A 19,683-nucleotide genomic window follows, 5' to 3' on the forward strand; every position below is an offset into this window, starting at 1 on the left:
CGACTTAGTTTACAGAGATCGTCATGCGCATCTTCAACATCCACGAGGCCAAGACCCATCTTTCCCGCCTTATCGCACAGGCCGTCAAAGGCGATGGTTTCGTCATCGCGCGCGCCGGAAAGCCGGTCGTAAAGGTGACCTCCGTCGACTTGCCCGACGCCCCTCCTCCCCGCCGCCTTGGTTTTTTGGAAGGCCGTATCCGCGTACCGGACGATTTCGACACGATGAGCGAGGACGAGATCGGTCGTCTGTTCGGCGGCTCTGCGTGAAGCTGTTGCTGGATACGCATGTCCTGCTCTGGGCGGCCGGCGCGCCGGAACGTCTTTCGGCTGCCAGCCGCAATCTGATGTTAGACCCGCACAACGAACTCGTTTTCAGTGTCGCCAGCATCTGGGAGATCGCCATCAAAAGCGGTCTTGGCCGCAGCGACTTCGAAGCGGACGCGCATCTGCTCCGCCGCGGTCTGCTCGACAATGGCTATCTGGAACTACCGATCGCAAGCGATCACGCCGTTGCGGTGCAAGACCTGCCCCCGATCCACAAGGACCCGTTCGACAGGATGCTGGTGGCTCAGGCCGTGGTGGAGGGGTTTCTCCTGCTGACCGCCGACGAGCGGCTGCTGGACTATCCGGGGCCGGTACAACGGGTGTGAGGCAAGGTGGAGCCTGCTAATCGGCTATCGCCGCGCGCCCCACCACAACACCAGCAGGGCCGGCACCCAGGGCAGCACCCGTTCGGCCGGGTCGCCGGGGGCCCGGGCCCAATCGCCGAGCATGCCCAGAATTCCCGGTTCCATGGCTCCCAGGGCGTTGAAGAACACCGTCAGCCCGAAGCCGAGACACATCGCCGTCCCGATGGCCCAGGCCTTCGGCTCCAGGCCCAGAACCCGCACCACGATGATCGGACCGAAAGCAGCCCCCAGGGCCGACCAGGCGAAGAGCACACGGGCGAAGATCGTCGCCGGCAGGCTCAACGTCATCCAGACGGCGACACCGGCGATCACGGCCATGACGATGCGCGAGACCAGCACTTCCTTGCCGGCAAAGCGCCGCGAGAGGCGCATGTCGTGGGAGACGGCTGCCGAGGCCGAGAGCAGGATCGAGTCGACCGTCGACATCACCGCCGACAGGACGGCCGCGATGACCAGCCCGGCCAGGACCGGCGGCAGGAGCTGGTCTGCCAGTGTGTAGAAGAGAGCCTCGCCATCGGCTGCCCCGCCGACAATGGCCCGTCCGGCCAGGCCCAGTATCGTCATGCCGGTGAACACGGCGACCGCCCAGACAATGGCGATGGTGAAGCCGCGCATGCGCGCGCCCTCATCCTTCACCGCCATCAGGCGCGAGATCAGCTGCGGCTGGCCCATCGCATTGACGCCGACGCCCCATACGCCAAGGACAAATCCGATCAGCACGAAGCCCGCATGCCCGCCGGTGATGTCGAGATAGCCTTCCGGGGCCGTTGCCGAGAGCGCGTCTGCGATGCCGCCGAAACCGCCTGCGGCGATCAGCGCTGTCACGGGCAGCGCCACCGCGACCACGGCCATCAGCGCGCCCTGCAGCATGTCGGTGACACTGACCGCCCAGAAACCACCGAGCAGCGAATAGAGCAGGACGATGGCGGCCCCGATCAGGACGGATTCGGTGACACCCAGGCCGAACTGGGTCTCGAAGGCGACCGCGGCAGCGCCGAACTGGGCCGCGATATAGAAAATGAAGCAGAACAGGATGAAGACCGATGCCAGAATACCGATCAGCGCGCGGGAACGGTCCGCCAGCCCCGCGGTCAGGAAATCCGTCGGCGTGACATGGCCACGCTCGGCGGTTTCCGCCCGCAAGCGGCGGCCGAAGAACAGCCAGACGGCGACATAACCGCCCCAGATCCCCGGCACCATCCACAGCGCCGACAGCCCGTTGGCATAGACGAAGCCGGAAAAGCCCAGCAACACCCAGGCCGAGGATGTCGAGGCGGCATAGGACAGGCCCGCCACCCAGGCACCCAGCCCCTGGCTCGCCAGGAAGAAATCGCCCTCGGTGCGATTGCGCCGCGAGGCCCAGACACCGACGCCGACAAGGACCAGCTTGTAGGCGACGAGCGTCGCCAGAACGATCAGATTATCCCCGTTCATCCTGCCCTCCCCGGCAAGATGTGCGGCGCCGACGCAAAACGCAGCCCGCACATTTCAACTCCCCCGTGAGCCGGTTTAAGCTGGTTTGCAAGCCAGTACAAAGCCGCCGTCTGGCGGTGCTCCTTATCGACTGCAACGGGCCCGATGGAAACCGAACCGCTCCTGATCCGGCATGATGGCGATATCGCCGAACTCGTGCTCAACCGCCCGGGCAAGCGCAACGCCTTTACCGAAGCCATGTGGGCCGGCCTGCCGGACCTGCTCGATACGCTGGCCGAGCGCTGCCGCGTGCTGATCGTGCGCGGCCAGGGCGATCATTTTGCCTCCGGCGCCGACATTTCCGAGTTCGAGGATATCTACGCCACGCGCGAGCGCGGCGAGGCCTATTCGGCCAGCATTGCCCGCGCCCTCGATGCGCTGGCCGAATTTCCCCATCCCACCATCGCGATGATCCGCGGCTCCTGCATCGGCGGCGGCTGCGGCCTGGCCCTGGCCTGCGATCTGCGCTTTGCCGACGACACGGTGCGCATCGCCATCACGCCCGCCAAGATGGGACTGCTCTACCCGTTCAACGACACCAAAAGGCTGGTCGATGCCGTCGGCGGATCGATGGCGAAGGACCTGCTGTTTTCCGCGCGCCAGCTCGATGCGGCCGAAGCGCTAAGCACCGGCCTTCTCGACCGCCGCTTCGAACCGGCGCGGCTGGAGCCGGAAACGCGCGCCTACTGCACGCGTCTTCTGGACATGTCGCCCCTGTCCGCCACATACACCAAGAAGATGATTTCACGCGTCCTGGAGGGCCAGGACCACGACACGGACGAAACCCGCGCCTGGTTCGCCAACGCCTTTACCAGTGCGGATTTCAAGGAGGGCTATCGCGCCTTCCTCGACAAGCGCAAACCGGACTTCTCGCAAGGAGGAGCCGACATCCATAAGGGGACGGACGAGCGATGACTGACAGACCCGCCATCAAGGCCAAGGATGCACCCGATCTGGCCGGTTTCGACTGGCAGGATCCGTTCCGCCTCGACGACCAGCTGACCGAGGAAGAACGCCTGGTCCGCGATACGGCGCACGCCTACGCCCAGGAAAAACTCCAGCCGCGCGTGATCGAGGCTTTCCGCGAGGAAAAGACCGATCCGGCCATCTTCCGCGAAATGGGCGAACAGGGTCTTCTGGGCTGCACCCTGCCGGAAGAATATGGCGGCGCCGGTCTGGGCTATGTCGCCTACGGGCTGGTGGCGCGCGAGGTCGAGCGGGTCGATTCGGGCTATCGCTCGATGATGTCGGTCCAGTCCTCGCTCGTGATGTATCCGATCTATGCCTATGGCTCGGAAGAGCAGCGCCAGAAATACCTGCCCAAGCTGGCTTCGGGCGAATGGATCGGCTGTTTCGGCCTGACCGAGCCGGATGCCGGGTCCGACCCGGCCGGCATGAAGACCCGGGCGGAAAAGATCGAGGGCGGCTATCGCCTCACCGGCTCGAAGACCTGGATTTCCAATTCGCCGATCGCCGACGTTTTCGTTGTCTGGGCCAAATCGGAAGCCCATGACGGCAAGATCCGCGGCTTCGTGCTCGACAAGGGCATGAAGGGCCTCTCCGCGCCCAAGATCGGCGGCAAGATTTCCCTGCGCGCCTCGGTCACCGGCGAGATTGTCATGGACGGCGTGGAAGTCGGTGAAGATGCGCTGCTGCCGCACGTCTCGGGCCTGAAAGGCCCGTTCGGCTGTCTCAACCGCGCCCGCTACGGCATTTCCTGGGGCGCCATGGGCGCGGCGGAATTCTGCTGGCACGCGGCGCGGCAATACGGGCTGGACCGCAAGCAGTTCAACCGCCCCCTCGCCCAGACCCAGCTCTACCAGAAGAAGCTCGCCGACATGATGACCGAGATCTCGCTCGGTCTGCAGGCCAGCCTGCGGGTCGGCCGGCTGATGGACGAGGCCAGGGCGGCGCCGGAGATGATCTCCATCGTCAAGCGCAATAATTGCGGCAAGGCGCTGGATATCGCCCGCATGTCTCGCGACATGCATGGCGGCAACGGGATTTCCGAGGAATACCAGGTGATCCGCCACATGGTGAACCTGGAAACGGTCAACACCTATGAAGGCGCCCACGACGTGCACGCCCTCATCCTGGGCCGTGCTCAGACGGGACTGCAGGCGTTTTTCTAGCCTCCCGGCCGCAGTCCATATCGCAATACCGACAAAGGGGCGCGCCACCGGGCGCGCCCCTTCTTCGTTGCGGGTTCAGTACGATCAATAGTCGTCGCAATCGCCGGGCATGATTTCCCAGACACCGCCGACTTCGCAGATCACGGCAATGCACTCGCCGGTAAAGGGAGAATACTGGTACCAGCAATTGTCCGGAAGCAGAGAGTCCCGGCCGGCCTCCGTCAGGATGGTGTCGATATCCCTGGCCGACAGACGGTGCTGTACCGTCGTGATCTTTACCGGCTCGCCAGCGAACACGGCCGGTTCAGGGCTCGCAATGCCTCGCGATCCCGGTGCTTCAGCCTCGTCGGCGAACGCTGCAGCACCCAGTCCTGCCGCCGCGATCATGGATGCCAGAATGCCAAGACGCGTCTTCAACATGATATCCCTCCTCACGATTGCGAAGACTGAGAACTTCGCGCGCCAGGGGAAGGTGAGTCAATCCAGAATTGATTGATCGGTCACGGCACCCTCAAGATGCCACGTGCTCGAGGTGCACTGGGATGCACACCAGCCGCACCTCGCACTTGATGCCCCGCCCCGGGCCCTTTAAACCGGCACGTGGAGAGGTGGCCGAGTGGTCGAAGGCGCTCCCCTGCTAAGGGAGTATACGTCAAAAGCGTATCGTGGGTTCGAATCCCATCCTCTCCGCCACTTCCTTCTGAAATGGTTGAGATTTTATCCGCCCGGCGCAGCCCTAGCTGCTGCTCGAACGTGACGTGATCTGACGTTCAATCACCCTCGAAAGCGGAACATTCCCGGATTTTCCGGCTCCTGACGGGGGAGTCCGCGGGGGAGCGTGTTCCACCTCTGTTCGAAGAATCGTCACCGAACGCCGTTCGGCGGCGTGACGGCGGTCATAGCCGCCTCCCCTCCTGCCGGGCGATTCTGGCAGGCATGAACGGATACGAGCGGCATTCCGACGATTACAATGGCGGGAAGTTCCCGGGGCCCTGGACGGTCGCGGCGATCCTCGCAGTCCTGCTCCTCATCGCCGTCGCCCCGGCCGTGTTCAGCGCCTGGGCAGGTTGACCGGCTTCAGGGCAGTGATACCGTCCGGCGCATGCAGACGTTCGCCGAAACTCCAGATGCCATCCGCGCCGACACACCCGCCCTGCCCGACCGGGACGGTTTCGAGCATGGTTTCACCTATCTGGATTTTGGCGATGCGGCACTCAACCAGCCTCTGCGCGTTGCCGCGCTGTCGGCCGGGCCGTTCCATGTGCATCACTTGGTCAACCGGGATGGGCAGCATCTGAAGGACACGGGCTTCGGCATCACGCTCGACCCGGGCGGCTACCTCTTCCACTTCGGCCGTGTCTACTTCCGCGACTTAGACGATGCCCTTGCCATGGCGGCGCGGCTGCTCGAACTGCCGGTGAACTGGTACGAGCCCGCTATCCCCGATGATGTCGCGCTGGGCATCCGGGACTTATGGCAGGCAGCTCTGGATGCTGGCCAGCTGGCCGACGGGTCAGACGCGCCGGCGAACTGGCCGCCGCTTCCCGGCCCACACTAGCCCGGGTCCCGCTCGACAATCTCAAGCTGGTCATCCGGCAGCGGCCGCTGCAGAGCGAGGCTGTCCTCGCCGCCGGCGAGCCAGGCGCGGCATTCGTCCGTATCCGTCAGGATGACGGGCATCGCCTTGGGATGGATCGGCGCGACCACTTCATTCGGCTCGCAGGTCAGGAAGGCGTAGAGGCGCCAGTCGCCTTCCGTCTGTTGGCGCCGGGCCTTGTCCGGCACAGGCGCCAGGCGCTTGCCCTGCCACGGCCGCCAGATGCCGGCGAAGAATGACAGCTCGCGCTCCGGCACCGCAAACCAAGCATTGCGCCGCCCCTGGATCGGCTCCGCAAACCGCGTGAACGGCACCAGGCAGCGGTATTCTGGCTGCATCAGGTATTCACCGTTCACCTTGCGCCACCAGGCGGAAGACAGATTACGGATATTGGTGATGGGGGACTTGCCCTGCCCGGCCGGCGGAAAGCCCCACCGCATCGAGGACAGCTGCGCGGTCTGCCCGCGCGCATGGATGACAACGCCGTCCTGATCCGGATAGAGGCGCGGGACGCCGGCGAAATTGCCGGTGGCCGGTTCGGTCGCGAGATCCAGACCCAGCTGCCGGACGGCGGCGCGAACGGCATCGAGGCCGGTATCCATGGAGTAGAGATTGCACATGGCGGCGAGCCTAGCCCGAAATCAACGGACGCCATACCCCGCCGACATGGCCCTGAAAAACCATGTGCCCGGTACAGTCCCAGCGCTTGCAGCGCGGATGCAGGTCGATCGGCGAGCCCGCCCGGCCGCGCGCCCAGATCAGCACATCCAGGTCGGCCCGCAGGATCACGTCACAGCTGCGGCAGGACAGTCGCAAGGGCAGGCCCCGGCGCTGGATTTCGCCGAAGCTGCGATAGCTTTCCAGCCAGATTTTGGTGACGTTCCGCGGGGCCATGGGCGCGGAACATTCGAGGAACAAACAGACGAAGTCAATAAACCGGTGAGCGGGCAACCCGCGCATGACTACACTGGGCTGTGGTCAATCGATGGAGACTCACTTGCCCGACCACGTCACCCTTGCGATATCCGCTGTCGCTGCAGCCATCACGGCCATCTGCAAGGCCCTCGAATCGGGCTTCAGCCTGGTCTGGAAATTATCAGCTCCCGCGCATCGGTCGCGATCCCCTTCGCCACGCCGTATTTCAGCGAGACCTCCTGCAGGGAAAAAGCGGCGAAGGCTTCGCGGATCTCGGGCACGTCATTGATGGACAGCACAAACCGGCCCTTGATCCCGGCCAGCTGCTGCGCCATCCGCACAAAGTCGGCGCGTTCGAACATGCCCTTGCCGTAGTCATTCTCGCCACCGAAATACGGCGGGTCGAGATAGAACAGCGTTTCCGGCCGGTCATAGCGATCGATGAAGTCCGACCAGGTCAGCCGCTCGATCACGACGCCGGCGAGACGTTCGTGCAGCGCCTCGAGGCGGTTGGCGATCGTCAGCACATTGAACGCACCGCCATGACCCGGCGATACGCCGAATGCGCGCCCGTCCACCTTGCCGCCGAAGGCGCAGGCCTGGAGGTAGAGAAAGCGCGCGGCGCGTTCCAGGTCGGTCAGCGTCGACGGGTCTGTCGCCTGCAGGCGCTCGAATTCCCGGCGCGTGGTCAGCTGAAAACGCAGCATGTCCAGGAAGGCGGTGTAGTGGCGCAGGACGACGCGATAGAAGGTCGACACATCCTGCGACCAGTCATTGATCACTTCGCACGGCCGCTTGATCCGGCGGCGCAGGAAAACCCCGCCCATGCCCACGAAAGGCTCGGCATAGGTATCGTGCTTCTGGCTGTCCAGAATGCGCACCAGGCGCTTGGCCAGGTTGCGCTTGCCGCCCAGATAGGCGGCGGCCGGCTCGACAGGTTCAACATGCAGGGCGCCCAGCAGGTCGGGCATGGAGGTACTAGACACGAGGTTGAGTCTCACTCTTGAATGCACCCGCCGGTTGGCCGGCGGCGGGACTGTGACGCGACCTAGGCACGTCATGGTGCGGGGGAGACACCCGCGGCTCGGCGTGTTGGCGCACGCCAGCCCCCGCCTCTAGAGGCGGAGGAAACAATGAAACGAGATATGGATCTGTGCCGCGAAATACTGTTCGCGGTTCATGAGAGCGACGAGGACCCCCGCCGCTGGGTATCGCTGGACGATCTGGTCGCTAAACACTCACAGCAGGTCATCAGCTACCATGTCGTGCTGTTGGCCGAGGCGGAACTCATAGAAGCGACCAACCTTTCCACGATGGGCCCGAATGGCTATCGGCACCTACCCAGCCGACTCACCTGGAAGGGTCAAGAATTCCTCGACAGCGTGCGGAAAGACACGCTTTGGGAGAAGGCAAAGCAGATGACCCTTGAGAAGACCGGAGGCCTCAGCTTTCAGGCTCTTTCGGCCGCGATCAACGCCGTAGTGATCGGTGCTATTTCGGGCAGCTGAAAGCCTACGTCACCAATGCCCAGATGAGCCCGACAACGAACAAGATCGCAGCCACCACGCGGCCCAGGATGGCAATTGCTGCAGCAGCTATCCAGTCGACCCGCTCGCGCCGCGCGCTGTACTCCGTAATGCCGGCGATCAGCACGGCAGCGATGATCAGAATAAACGGGATCATGACGACTCCTCCTCGGTTCTGGACGCTTCCACGCGCGCCCACCATTCCTGACAGGCCCGGGCGATCCGGGCGTTGGTGATTGCCGCCTCCCCCGCATCAAGCGCGACATCGCGCCAGTCCCGGCCGGGCTGTACCGCGGCCAGGTCATGGGGCGGCATCAGGCAGGTCGAGGGCGGGGTCTCGATCTCCTCACGGACAATCCGCTCGACTTCACGGATCTCCGGCTCGATTGTCGGCGGCGGCGAGACCGAGCGCGGCGTTGAACACGCGGACATCATCAGCGCCAGCAGGACAGCTGCGATCCTGGCTTTCATGGAAGGCCCTCCGGGCGGCGGCCGCATCGGCGGCGAGTTGGCGGGAATCGGCGAGGAAGTCGGCGACGTGCTGGCTGCGCCATTCCCGGTCAGCGGCGAGACGGGTTTCAGCAGTCGTGGCGACTTCGGCCAGACGCGCGGCCTCGACGCCGACGCTGTCGACAACGGCCTGATAGTCGGCTGTCACTTGGGCACCTCGCTCGTGCGAGCGGCCGAGATGGTACGCGGCCGGGATCGCGCCGGCGGCGAAAGCGCCGACGATGGCGGCGCCGATGGCACCGGCACGAATGGAATTCCCGATCATGACCGAAGCTCCGGCGGCAGAGCCAGCGGGTTGCCGCCCGCCATTGCCTGCCAGTGATGGCGAATGCGGACAACATATTGCGTGGTCTCCCGGGCGTGATGACCGGTCACGTCTGGAAGGCAGGGCAGGATATCGTCCCAATCCCGCGCCCCGTCGCACTCACCTTGCGCCCTGATGATATTGCCCGCGCCTGCGTTGTACGAAGCCAGCGCCAACTCCCAGCGTCTGACCTGCGGTCGCGGACTGCGCCACACCGCCATTTGCCGCGCCATGTACCAGGCGCCCGCCTCGATCGCGATATCATCATGCGGGCTCGCGCGGATGCCGAAATGCGCCTGCGCCTCCCGCCAGGTTGCCGGCATGAACTGCGCCAGCCCGGCCGCACCGACCGGAGAGACTGCCCCGGAATCGCACAGCGATTCCTGATAAAGCTGTGCGGCCCAAGCCTCCGGATATTGCCAATCCGGCCAGTAGGTGCGCACCGCGCTCTCGATATCGGCGCGATAGGGCTCACAGGCGGAATAGTGCGCGGGCCAGGCATCCGGCGCGCGGAATTCCGGCGAAACGCTTTCCATGGCCACCGGTGCCGCGGGATCGGGCCATGCGGCCGGCGATGGCGGCTGCCCCCAGACCGGGGCACCGAGAACGGCAATCGACAGCAAGACCAGGCCGAGGAATATCGCGGCCGCCTTCGAGTCCTGCTTGATGGAGTTCAACGTCTCAGACTGAAAGATCGAGAGGGCCCGAATCCAGAGCCAGAGGCGCAGGCAAGCCATCATTACGATGAACGCGAAAAGGACTGTGATGCCTTTCCAGATCAGCCCGCCACCCAGCGCGAGGGCCATCCCTGCAGTTTCGCATGCTGCCCGCTCCGCCGCATCGCCGGCGACACACGCCGCCTCGCCGATGGCGCCGGCCACCATGGCGCCGCCGACAATCATGCCGATGGCCACCAGAACAGCGCCCACAAGCCAGGTAACGGACCCGCTGAAGCGAGCCCGGATAAAATCGAGCATCTTTCTCTCCATGAAAAAGCCCGCTCACGGCGGGCGGGGTTCAGGAACCGCCCGGCGGCATCCTGAAATGGGCGATGATCTGCAGGATCGTCCAGATCGCGGCGCCCGCGCCGCCAATGAAGGCGAACACGCCGCCGGCCACCATGCCGGCGGCACGGGCGAATTTCAGGGGCGCCTCGACCCGGTCGAGGCGCGCGAGGATGCCCTCGCGCGCTTCACTGGCTTTGTCCTGCTGGGCCATCATGTGGGTGATGGCGTCGGACTGCCGGCCGACATGGGCCGACAGATTGTGCACGTCCTCACGGATGCCATCACAGCGCGCATGCACCTTGCCGACGCTGGCGCGGGTCGCCGAAACCTCCTGCCGCAGCCCCTCGACCGCATCCAGGATCGCACGATAGGCGACATCTTCAGCCATGCAGGCTCCCCCTCAGGCACAAAAAAGCCCGCCAGCGGCGGGTTCGGGATCAGCGAACGGCGTTCGGCGGCTACGGCCAGCCGGCCGACACGTCGATGGCGCGAAGGGCGTCCAGGTCGGCTGCCGCGTCGATCGCGTCGGACAGGGCCTTCTCGTGGTCAAAACAGGCTTGAATGTGCGCGTCGATCGCGGCGCCGTAGGTGCGCAGCTGTGTGCGCGTCCAGGAGCGCCAGACCGTTCCGGACAACTTGAAATTCACCGGCGCATCCGATGCCGCCTCATCGAGCGCGAGGATCTTCGCGGCCAGCGGCGCAATGGCCGGGTCGGCGTAGGCGTTGGCCACGCCGTCATAGGCGAAGACCAGCGTCCGCTGCCAGCGCAGCGCCGCGGCCTGCCCGATCATATGCGCCTTTGCCGCCTCAAGCAGATCCGGCACTACCGGCAGATCGGCGAGGCCGGGGAAGATCGCCGCCAAGCGTTCCGGCACATAGTACAAGCCGGGCACCGCCTCGACCGGTTCAAGCCTGCCGGCGTCATAGTCGCCAGCGAGCGCGTCACGCTGGTCTTGCGTCAGGATGATCATTTAGACGGCTCCCACGGCGGTGAGGTAGGTGTTGAGGCGGGTGTGGAGGTTCCCGTGCTCTGTCCCGGTCAGCGACCCGCCGAGGAACGCGGCCGATAGCTGGGCATCGGATTGAGAGCCCGCCGCGCCGCTGCCGTTGGCGGCGAGCAGATAGACTGAATATGGCGAGGGAGAGCCGGAGGCTGCGGAACCGGTATTCTCAAGGGCACCGTTCCGGTAGGTGTGAAAGGCCGTCGCGCCGCTCCGGTCTGCCACCAGCAAGCCGGTCGCGACTTCGGAGTCAGTACCCCCATCCAGCAGCCCGCCATTCGGCCCCCACACCCGCCACTCGACACCATCGCTGCGGCGCTGGATTCGGGTGAAGGTCGAGGATGACGAATTGTCACCGGTGCCTAGATAGATGTCACCATTGTCAGATGCGACTTCTCGCACCCAGATACCGGCGCTCGCGCTGTCCTGCACAAAGTTGACGCCGTCCGTGCCGGGCACAAACTGAGTGTCCAGATGGGTCGACGTGTTGTCGCCCTTGAAGCCTCGGTCTGCCGTGAACACCGGCGCATTGACGGGCAGGATCGGCGAGCCCGCGGGGTCCATCCAGTTCAACGCCGCCGCCTGGCTGTCGTGCGCTGCCAGCACCCACAGCGCATCCAGCTTGGCCCAGATCCCATCCGCCTTCAGCCCGTCGACCAGATCTTCGATCAGAGATTGGCGGGCGCCCGAAGGCGTCGAGGACATGGCGTTGATGATCACTTGCGCGTCCGGGTCCATGAAGACTGCGGCCGTGGTAAAGCTCCCGGCGAGCGACCACGCGCTGTCGCCATAGGTGGCGCCCGTATGCATCACCCACGCATAGAAGCCCGTGGACGGCGTCAGATTGCCAATCGGGACAGTCCAGCTCGTCAGGTTCACGGCGTCGGCAAGCGATTGCACCACAACCGTTTCGCCCGCCGCGTCCGACGTGATTTTCCAACCCGCCGCAATTTGCGTGTCCACGCCGTTGACCACGGCGAAAACGCTGGACTCGATTGTCGGAGATTCCCCCACATCCGTTGCGCCGTTCACTGGGCTGATGATCGAGGGCCGGGCGACATGCTGTTCCAGATAGTCGGCCGGGTCATCGCCGCTCTGGATGTAGATCTGCCAGCCGGTGCCATCGTGCTCGAACATCACGACGCCGCCGACATTGGTCAGCCACGTGTCGTAAGGATCGCCAGGCACGATCACCTTGTTCGTCTCGCCCCAGCTCCGCCCGCTATCGTGCAGCTCGAACCGATCGCCCTGCTCGGCTCCCGCCGGCAGGGCGGTCAGCGTAACCGGGCCACCGGCCGTGGACACCGGATAGGCCATGCCGATCTCCGGTGTAAACGCGGCCGTCTGGATCTCGGCAACCTGCATTCCGCCACCGGTCGGCGGGTCGATCCACTCGATATTGAAATCCGTACCGTCGACCTTCGCGGGGATCTGCCCGGCCGTGCCGCCCGTGGGCAGCCCAGGACCGGTATCGCCTTTCAGATCGGTGAGCGCGATCAGGTTCTGCCAGGCACCGGCGCCAAGCCGCCATTGAATGTGCGTTGCCGTCACCTGCAGGCTGACTTCCTGCCCGTCATCACCGTCCGCGCCAGCCAGATCGGCCAGCGCCACGATATTGACCCAGGCGCCTTCGCCGCGCCGCCACTGGATATGCGTGGCGCTGGCCTGCACGCTGATTTCTTCGGCATCCACTCCGGCCGGGCCCTGGAACGGCACCGCGTCCGACCAGTCGCCGGATGTTCCGCTGTTCTTGATGTAGAGCACGGCAGGACCGCCGCCGCCGGCAGCGCCGTCCAGCGCGAGATAGGCGAAGTCTTCCGCTTCGCCGTCAAAGGCCGACCGGCCGGCATAGGCGCCCGACGCGTCCCAGTCGAACGGATCGCCCTTCTCGCCTTTCAGATCAGCGAGCGCGATCAGGTTCTGCCAGGCCTCCGAGCCGATCCGCCACTGGATATGCGTCGCCGTGACCTGCAGGTCGACTTCCTGCCCGTCTGTGCCGTTGGTGCCATCAGCACCGTCCGCCCCGGTCAGATCGGCCAGCGCCACGATATCGACCCAGGCGCCCTCACCGCGCCGCCACTGGATATGTGTGGCGCTGGCCTGGACACTGATCTCTTCGGCGTCGGCACCGTCCGCTCCGGCCGGGCCGGTGATGGCCGACAGCGCGACCAGATTCTGCCAGGCGCCGGTGCCCAAGCGCCACTGGATATGTGTGGCACTGGCCTGCAGGCTGACCTCTTCGCCGTCCTCACCCGGCGGGCCTTGCAGAACCGCCTGCGCAGCGCCCCATCCGGCCTCGGTTTTCGGGCCGTAAAAGGCCTTGCCCTGCACATCGAAAGCAAACGCGCCGACCTCGCCCGTCTCTTCATCCGGCACGCCGTTGGACAAGAGGATACCGTCGATCCGGGCGAGCACTTCGAGCAGCCGCTGGGCCAGCACGGGATTGGACGTGTAGGCCCCCACCCAATTGCCCAGATCGTCGACAAACGCCTCCACAAAGGCCGACTTGTCCAGGGTCACGCCGGCCGCTTCCAGCTCGTCGGCCAGGGCTTGAGCGAATTGCGTGTGATTGATTGTCGCCATCAGTTGATCCTTGTCGGGCCGGCAAATGTGTGGGTGTTTGGTGAGGCCATGGGTTATCGCTTCAGCTGGATGGCCAGGAGGTTGGCGCCCGCCACCTTGTGGGTACGGGTGCCCGAATGGCTGTTGGCGTTTTCGTAAGGATTGGTGCCGGCAAGAAGGGCTGTCGCCTTCACCCGCACGCGCATCAGATAGACATATCCGGTGGCGTCGAAATCGCCGTCGCCTGTGCCCGGCAGCTGGTCGCCGAACATGTCGTTGTGATTGACTGGAAAGGCCGCGCCGCCAGAAGTGACTGTGGCGGGCTGAAGCACCCGACCGGCCGTAGCGCCCTGCATCTCCTCCGTCGAGGACAAGAGCTTCACCTTGCCGGACGTGCCGGCTCCAGCAGACGGCGCCGAGACAGACCTGCCGTGCCGGTAGAGCTCCCAGCACACATTGCACCAGTCGAAGGCGCCACCATTGATCAGGTGCGTGAAGTTGGCGAAGACTGAAACCGGACGGCCAGGCTCGGCATCGGTGAATTCAACCGACTGGTCAAACACGCGCGTCAGCGGATTGGACGAACTGCCCGGACCATAGCCGGCGCCCCACATGTCGAACTCGCCGACCTGGTTAGCGAACGCCATGCGCGTGGCGGCGTTCTCGATGATGCCCGCCGTGTAGACACCGCCGCCGGCACTGTCGAACTGCAGCGTGCCGTCTGCCTTCCAGATCCGCAGCCGGCCATCATCGTCGAAGTCCAGCTCGAATGTGCGCGTCGTGCCGTCGTCGGCTACGCCATAAACCGCATTGTTTACCGCATCGATGAAGAAGCGCGGGGTGTCGAAATCGGCACCGAAACCGAACAGCTGGGCCGCAAAGCGCAAAACGCTGGAGGCGGTGCCATTGGCCTGCCGGGCCGCCAGCTGGATCGCGGCAAAGGCATCACCGGCGGACACCTGGATGATCCGGGCTGCCATGGCCTCGTCGCGCGTGGAATAGACAGCGACAGTGTCCTGCCCCACGGCACGAAGGGCCGACAGGTCTTCCCAGACCAGCGCCCGGATTTCCATTCGGCCGGTATTGCCGCTGCGGCGGATCACAGGCCGCCAGCTTTCGAGGGCCATCGCTTCGGTTGCCGTGATCTCGTATGAAGCTTCACGCCACTCGCCGGACGCACCGGCGGTCACCGCCGACCAGCGATTGGCGTTCGCCCCGGACCCGTCGGCCGCATCGGCGCGGAACCCGACTTCCACTGTGCCCACCGTGCCGGACACCCAGCGCCACGAGGCCGTGCACCGATAGCGCCTGCCCGGCACCGGCCTGAAGCGCGCGCGTGCGCAGAAATTGGCCGTCGCGTTTTCCGAGTAGACCACTGTGCCGACGCCGGTCACGACCTCCTCGATCCAGTGCGTCAACACGCCATCCGCGAAAGCCAGCGTGTTGAGCGATTGGGTGAAATAGTCGGCCGCGTCGACCACGTCCTGCTTGGCGCTTGCGCCATAAACCGCCGTCACGATGGCCGATTGCGCCGCCTGGGTCGCGCTGCCATCGGCCGCGGCGGCGCTGGTCGACGCGCTGGTGGCATGGCCTTCGGCCGTCTGGGCATGATCCTCCGCCAGGCTCGCAGCCGAGGCAGCGGCGGTCGAGGAATTCGCGGCTTGGGTCGCGCTTGACGATGCCTGATTGGCAGCCGTCTGCGCCTCGGCCTTCAGGGTCAGCGTGGCACTGGAAAATTGCGCGGCTGCATCCGCCCAGCTCTGCGCGTCCAAAACAAACTGCGCCGCCGCCGATGCGCTCTGGCCGGCGTCATTGGCGCTTTCCGCCGCCGCCGTCGCCGACAGGCTCGCCGCGGACGCGCTGTTGCCGGCATTGTCGGCATAGGTCTGCGCCTGCGCCGCCCAGCCGGCCGCGGCACCGGCAGAATTGCCGGCCGCCGTCGCGCTGTCGGCCGCAGCAACCGCTGACAGGTTGGCCGCGGATGCGCTGTTGCCGGCATTGTCGGCATAGGTCTGGGCCTGACCAGCGAAGCCCGCCGCCGCAGACGCGCTGTTGCCGGCGGCCGTCGCGCTCTCAGATGCCGCGATCGAATACAGTTCGGCCTGATCGGTCCATTCGATTACACCGTTGAGAAAACCCTGCGCCGTGCCGAAGGTCGACCAGACATCGGCAATGTTGCGCCGGATATCCGATCGCCGGTCCAGAGCCTCCTGCATCACGGTCAGCGCCAGATTGCCCAGATCGTCGACGAAGTCCTGCACGGATCCCGCCGGCAGCGTGCCGATATGCGTGGCGCGCAATGTATCCGGCACCGTCACGGCCAGCACTTCGGCGGGCTCTGCCGTTTCCGCACCGCGCTCATTGCGGAAGGCCAGCCGGAAGTCATAGGTCTCGCCGGGCGTGAGGCCGCGCACATCGCCGGCGCCGGTGCGCGGCGGTTCGATATCGACCTGCAGGTATTCCGCGCCGCTGCCGGTCACCCGGGCATAGATCAACAGCGCGGCAATGCGCGGATCCTCGACCGACGCCCAGCTGATCGTCACGCCCGGAACGGCGGATCCGGACGGGCCTGCGAAGGTGGCCGGCGTGATCACCACTTCGGCGGGCACGGGCACGGTTTCATCCGCGCCGATCTCCGTGACGATCAGCGGCTCGCCGGCGCGGCCGTTCGTGCCCAGCGCGGTGATTTCCACATCATAGGTGCGGCCCGGCTGGCCGGGCGGCAGCGCCACCACGCGCGCATCGGCGTCCAGATCGGCCAGCGCCTCGAACCGGTTGTCCGACCCTTCCTGCGGCGTCTGGCGCCAGCGCACGCGGAATCCTTCCAGATTATCCGCCCAGGTGTCGGGCACCGTATAGCTGACGAAGATCCCGTCGGCCGTGACGGAGATTGCCGCCAGCGCCGGCGTGGGCGGCGTCTGCACGCGCGGCAGGGTGATGCGGGTATCGAAGGCCGGTACCTCGCCCTGATCGGCCAGGAAGCGCTCCGGCGCATAGGCCACCGCCTCGATCTTGGCGCCGAAATTCCGGCCCGGCCGGATCCGCTTGATCAGGATCTGGGCGGTTTCCTTGCCAAACTCGCCAAAGGCGACCAGCTCGCCCAGGGCGGGTGCTTCGGCCGGATCGACCGGTTCGGGCAGCGTCAGCACATGGGCCGCGCCCGGCACGGTGGCCAGCGGCAGCGCGCTCGAGACCGACACCCGGAAGGATCCCGACCCGGTGCCCGCCTCCGTCACCTGCCGCCAGCGGATGCCATAGGCCTTGCCCGCTTCCATCACCAGGCGGCCCTGGGACAGGTCGGGTTTCTCGTCCAGCACAATGCCGGTGACATCGCCCGCTTCGTCGGTGATCAGTTTTTCAACCCGGCCGGATCCCAGGCCGACCAGCATCACATCGTGGGCAACGGCCGCCAGGTGGCCGACGTGCGAAACCAGGCTTTCGATATCGACATCGAATTCGAAGACTTCGGTCTGGTACAGCGAGGTGTAGAGCCAGAAGCGCGCCAGCTTCCACACCTGATCCGGATCGGTGACGCCGGGCACTTCGAATTGTTCATAGAGGGTGGCCGCCACCGTGCCGGCCGGGCCGCCGCCATCCTCGCCCAGCTCGGAATACCCGTCGGCAAAGACGAGCATTTCATCCGACCGATAGCCCTCATTCTCATTGATGAAGGGCACGCGCAGGCCGTGCACTTCGCCCGGGAAGGTCTTGCGGAAACGAAACCCGCGCGTCGATCGCGGGGTGAACAGCTGGCGCTCGCCCTCGGCTCGTTCGCCATCGATGATGACCGACAGCTTGCCATTGATCTGCACCGGGCGTGCGCGGGCCGCGGCGCACACCTGGCGTGCCGCCTCGCCGCGCGAGATCGGCCGGTCGAACACGCGATTGCATTTATAGTCATTGGCCTTGCACCATTGGTGGAAGGCCGACCAGGCGGGCCAGTCGATCGCATCGTCCGGCCGCGGCTTGGCCGTGTGGCCGCCGCGATAGAGGAAAAGCGCGCCATCGCTGGCATATTGCGTCGGCCCGGCCGGCCAGTCGTCCGGCGTCACAGCCGACAGATCGGCATCCTCATCGTCGGCGATCGCGGGATCCAGCGTCTCGGCAATGCGGGTGACATCCAGATTGATCGTGTCGATCACGCCATTCAGCTGATCCGACGCCTTGATGCGAACGGCCATGTAGGCGAACCCGTCGACCGGCATGGGATTGCGCGAGGAGATCGAGCGCAGGGCCGACCATTGCATCTGGTCGAACAGCGTCTTGTCATCGCCCTGCGGCGTGTCCGTGCGCTGCAGCTCGACCTCGTATTGCCCTTCCGGCACCGCGGCGCGCAGCTGGATGGCAAAGGGCTTGCCGGGCGCCGATCGCGTGATGGTCTCGGCACCGCTCACCGTGCCGCCGGGCAGATTGCCCGTCCAGTTATCCAGGTCCGGCTCGGCATCGAACCAGCCGAACCGGTCGCGACCGGCATCGGCCGCGGCCGCGTTGGCCTGCGGTGCGCTGGCGCGGGCATAGGTCCAGGCGCCGCTGGATCCCGCCGGCCGGTAGCGCATGTTCACGCTGGCCGACAGCGACTTCCATTTCCCCTTGCTGTCGATCTGCCCGAGGCCCTTGGGGAAGAAGACGATAGCGATCAGCTCGGTTGTCTTGGTCTGGCTGGTGCGGCTGACCCAGCCGGCGCCATCCAGCACAACGCCCAGCTCTTCGGTGTAGGGATCGTCACGATAGAGCGAGATCGGCGCATCGCCGGGCTTGGCGCGCACCTCGTATTCCACGCCGGCATACTCATCGATCGGCGTTTCGCCGATGCGGATGTTCGCATAGTCCAGCGGCATCGGGCCGAGGTTCAGCAGATAGCGCAGCCAGACCTGATCGCCCGCCACATCCTTGACCGGCATGCCCTGCAACGGCGGATAGATGCGATGCGTGCCGATGAAGGTGGGAAAGGGCTGGTAGGGCGTGGCGCGATTGCGCGCGCCATCCACTGAATACACCGGATCCGGCGAGGCGATCCCGTCCAGGCTGGGTTGCGGGGGCGGCACCAGCGCATTGATCGCCAGCGAGCCGACCACCACGACAGAAGCGGCCGCCAGCGCAGCGCCGATTGTGCCCTGGGCAAAAGCCTGGCCGAACGTCGCAACCAGCCCGCCTGCACCTATCCAAGAGGCGGCGGCAATCAGGGCGATCTGCAGCACGGTGCGCAGGATCTTGCCGCCATCGCCGCCGGCGGGGCGCACCGACATCAGGACGCGCGCACCTTCGGCCGGGCAGGTTTCGCCCCACACCTCACGCGGCACGGCCACGCCGTCGACATGGGCGACCAGATGCGCGCGGATCACCGGATCGGCAACAAAGGCTTCGGCCATGTCGGCCAGGCTGGCACCGGCCGGAGCCTGCACCTGGTCAACCGACTGCAGGTCGAACGGATGCAGGGCCAGCGTGACGGCCGTGCCCGCCTCGAGCGCCGCGCGGGAACGCGCGCGCAGGGCGGGAACCGTTGGCCGCAAAGACAGACCGGTCGCAGTGTCAGTCATAAAAGCCCTCGACACGCCGGGCCCAGACATGGGCCGACAGGTTTTCGATGATGGTGGCCGGCACCCCGGGCCGGGCCCCGGCCGGGTGATGGGCATGCAGGAAGAGGCCCCGGCCCAGGCACAGGCCGACATGCACGGGGCGCCCCGCCACATTGAACAGGACGACAGCGCCGGGCCGGGGCCGATCCAGCCGCGACCAGCTGCCGACATGGGCGCCGATCAGGCGGGCCTGCAGGTCGAAGCGTTCGGTCTGGCTGGCCGGCATGGCGCCGGAATATAGATCGGCATGATCGGGCGCGGGCCGGCCGAAATGCTGCGGCCGGCACCAGGCGATCAGCCCCCAACAATCCCAGCCGCGCGGATCCCGCCCCCGCCACAGCCAGGGCGTTGCCAGATAGGGCCGATGCCAGCCCGGCTCGGGTTTCACG

Annotated in this window: 21 protein-coding genes and 1 tRNA gene; 8 read left to right on the forward strand and 14 right to left on the reverse strand. The window is 65.8% G+C overall.

What is annotated here, in order from left to right; translation table 11 throughout:
• The first annotated feature begins 23 nt into the window (after positions 1-23).
• Both ABJO18_RS11390 and ABJO18_RS11395 read left to right on the forward strand, forming a co-directional pair.
• Positions 24-269, forward strand: coding sequence for a type II toxin-antitoxin system prevent-host-death family antitoxin (locus ABJO18_RS11390; protein ID WP_348515912.1), 246 nt, complete (start codon positions 24-26; stop codon positions 267-269).
• A complete protein-coding gene (locus tag ABJO18_RS11395; RefSeq protein WP_348515913.1) occupies positions 266-652 on the forward strand; it encodes a type II toxin-antitoxin system VapC family toxin in 387 nt (128 codons plus the stop codon). The genes ABJO18_RS11390 and ABJO18_RS11395 overlap by 4 nt, the downstream gene beginning before the upstream one ends.
• 24 nt (positions 653-676) lie before the next feature.
• Here ABJO18_RS11395 and ABJO18_RS11400 read toward each other — a convergent pair whose 3' ends face one another.
• Positions 677-2,125 carry a sodium/proline symporter gene (locus tag ABJO18_RS11400; RefSeq protein ID WP_348515914.1) on the reverse strand — a complete coding sequence of 483 codons (1,449 nt, stop codon included), beginning with the start codon at positions 2,123-2,125 and terminating at the stop codon, positions 677-679.
• A gap of 144 nt (positions 2,126-2,269) precedes the next feature.
• Between ABJO18_RS11400 and ABJO18_RS11405 the strand changes: the two genes are divergently transcribed.
• Positions 2,270-3,079 carry an enoyl-CoA hydratase-related protein gene (locus ABJO18_RS11405; RefSeq protein ID WP_348508905.1) on the forward strand — a complete coding sequence of 270 codons (810 nt, stop codon included), beginning with the start codon at positions 2,270-2,272 and terminating at the stop codon, positions 3,077-3,079.
• A complete protein-coding gene (locus ABJO18_RS11410; RefSeq protein WP_348508904.1) occupies positions 3,076-4,296 on the forward strand; it encodes an acyl-CoA dehydrogenase in 1,221 nt (406 codons plus the stop codon). Before ABJO18_RS11405 ends, ABJO18_RS11410 begins: the two co-directional genes overlap by 4 nt.
• An 84-nt stretch (positions 4,297-4,380) precedes the next feature.
• Here ABJO18_RS11410 and ABJO18_RS11415 read toward each other — a convergent pair whose 3' ends face one another.
• Complete coding sequence (locus ABJO18_RS11415) at positions 4,381-4,716, reverse strand: hypothetical protein (RefSeq protein WP_348508903.1); 336 nt, start codon at positions 4,714-4,716, stop codon at positions 4,381-4,383.
• Between the two features lie 182 nt (positions 4,717-4,898).
• Here ABJO18_RS11415 and ABJO18_RS11420 point away from each other — a divergent pair.
• The 3 genes from ABJO18_RS11420 to ABJO18_RS11430 all read left to right on the forward strand — a co-directional run bounded on the left by ABJO18_RS11420 (position 4,899) and on the right by ABJO18_RS11430 (position 5,854).
• Positions 4,899-4,989: transfer RNA gene (locus tag ABJO18_RS11420), tRNA-Ser, on the forward strand.
• 243 nt (positions 4,990-5,232) lie between these two features.
• Positions 5,233-5,367 carry a hypothetical protein gene (locus ABJO18_RS11425; protein ID WP_348508902.1) on the forward strand — a complete coding sequence of 45 codons (135 nt, stop codon included), beginning with the start codon at positions 5,233-5,235 and terminating at the stop codon, positions 5,365-5,367.
• Positions 5,368-5,398: 31 nt separating this feature from the next.
• Positions 5,399-5,854 (forward strand): hypothetical protein, encoded by a 456-nt coding sequence (locus ABJO18_RS11430; protein WP_348508901.1) that lies wholly within the window; start codon positions 5,399-5,401, stop codon positions 5,852-5,854.
• Here the strand turns inward: ABJO18_RS11430 and ABJO18_RS11435 are convergent.
• The 3 genes from ABJO18_RS11435 to ABJO18_RS11445 form a co-directional block, all read right to left on the reverse strand.
• Positions 5,851-6,513, reverse strand: a complete 663-nt coding sequence (locus tag ABJO18_RS11435) for an SOS response-associated peptidase family protein (RefSeq protein ID WP_348508900.1) — start codon at positions 6,511-6,513, stop codon at positions 5,851-5,853. The genes ABJO18_RS11430 and ABJO18_RS11435 overlap by 4 nt on opposite strands.
• Before the next feature lie 10 nt (positions 6,514-6,523).
• Positions 6,524-6,787 (reverse strand): hypothetical protein, encoded by a 264-nt coding sequence (locus ABJO18_RS11440; protein WP_348508899.1) that lies wholly within the window; start codon positions 6,785-6,787, stop codon positions 6,524-6,526.
• 182 nt (positions 6,788-6,969) lie between these two features.
• Entirely contained in the window at positions 6,970-7,779 is an 810-nt protein-coding gene (locus ABJO18_RS11445; protein WP_348508907.1) for a DNA adenine methylase, read from the reverse strand.
• 162 nt (positions 7,780-7,941) lie between these two features.
• On the opposite strand from ABJO18_RS11445, the gene ABJO18_RS11450 reads away from it, so the two are divergent.
• On the forward strand, positions 7,942-8,316 hold the full coding sequence (locus tag ABJO18_RS11450) for a DUF2513 domain-containing protein (RefSeq protein WP_348508898.1): 375 nt from the start codon (positions 7,942-7,944) through the stop codon (positions 8,314-8,316).
• Positions 8,317-8,320: 4 nt separating this feature from the next.
• On the opposite strand, the gene ABJO18_RS11455 is transcribed toward ABJO18_RS11450, so the two are convergent.
• The 9 genes from ABJO18_RS11455 to ABJO18_RS11495 all read right to left on the reverse strand — a co-directional run bounded on the left by ABJO18_RS11455 (position 8,321) and on the right by ABJO18_RS11495 (position 19,682).
• The gene (locus ABJO18_RS11455) at positions 8,321-8,491 is read right to left on the reverse strand and encodes a hypothetical protein (protein ID WP_348508897.1); all 171 of its coding nucleotides are present in this window, start codon (positions 8,489-8,491) and stop codon (positions 8,321-8,323) included.
• Positions 8,488-8,766, reverse strand: coding sequence for a hypothetical protein (locus tag ABJO18_RS11460; protein WP_348508896.1), 279 nt, complete (start codon positions 8,764-8,766; stop codon positions 8,488-8,490). Before ABJO18_RS11460 ends, ABJO18_RS11455 begins: the two co-directional genes overlap by 4 nt.
• On the reverse strand, positions 8,702-9,109 hold the full coding sequence (locus ABJO18_RS11465; protein ID WP_348508895.1) for a hypothetical protein: 408 nt from the start codon (positions 9,107-9,109) through the stop codon (positions 8,702-8,704). Before ABJO18_RS11465 ends, ABJO18_RS11460 begins: the two co-directional genes overlap by 65 nt.
• Complete coding sequence (locus ABJO18_RS11470; RefSeq protein WP_348508894.1) at positions 9,106-10,125, reverse strand: transglycosylase SLT domain-containing protein; 1,020 nt, start codon at positions 10,123-10,125, stop codon at positions 9,106-9,108. The genes ABJO18_RS11465 and ABJO18_RS11470 overlap by 4 nt, the downstream gene beginning before the upstream one ends.
• Positions 10,126-10,165: 40 nt before the next feature.
• The gene (locus ABJO18_RS11475; RefSeq protein WP_348508893.1) at positions 10,166-10,543 is read right to left on the reverse strand and encodes a hypothetical protein; all 378 of its coding nucleotides are present in this window, start codon (positions 10,541-10,543) and stop codon (positions 10,166-10,168) included.
• 70 nt (positions 10,544-10,613) lie between these two features.
• A complete protein-coding gene (locus tag ABJO18_RS11480; protein ID WP_348508892.1) occupies positions 10,614-11,126 on the reverse strand; it encodes a hypothetical protein in 513 nt (170 codons plus the stop codon).
• Positions 11,127-13,739, reverse strand: a complete 2,613-nt coding sequence (locus ABJO18_RS11485) for a hypothetical protein (protein ID WP_348508891.1) — start codon at positions 13,737-13,739, stop codon at positions 11,127-11,129.
• A 53-nt stretch (positions 13,740-13,792) separates the two neighbouring features.
• Positions 13,793-19,255 carry a fibronectin type III domain-containing protein gene (locus ABJO18_RS11490; protein ID WP_348508890.1) on the reverse strand — a complete coding sequence of 1,821 codons (5,463 nt, stop codon included), beginning with the start codon at positions 19,253-19,255 and terminating at the stop codon, positions 13,793-13,795.
• Positions 19,248-19,682, reverse strand: coding sequence for an NlpC/P60 family protein (locus ABJO18_RS11495; RefSeq protein WP_348508889.1), 435 nt, complete (start codon positions 19,680-19,682; stop codon positions 19,248-19,250). Before ABJO18_RS11495 ends, ABJO18_RS11490 begins: the two co-directional genes overlap by 8 nt.
• Position 19,683: the final 1 nt, after the last annotated feature.

The organism is Maricaulis sp. (genome assembly GCF_039978735.1).
In the GTDB taxonomy this organism is placed as follows: domain Bacteria; phylum Pseudomonadota; class Alphaproteobacteria; order Caulobacterales; family Maricaulaceae; genus Maricaulis.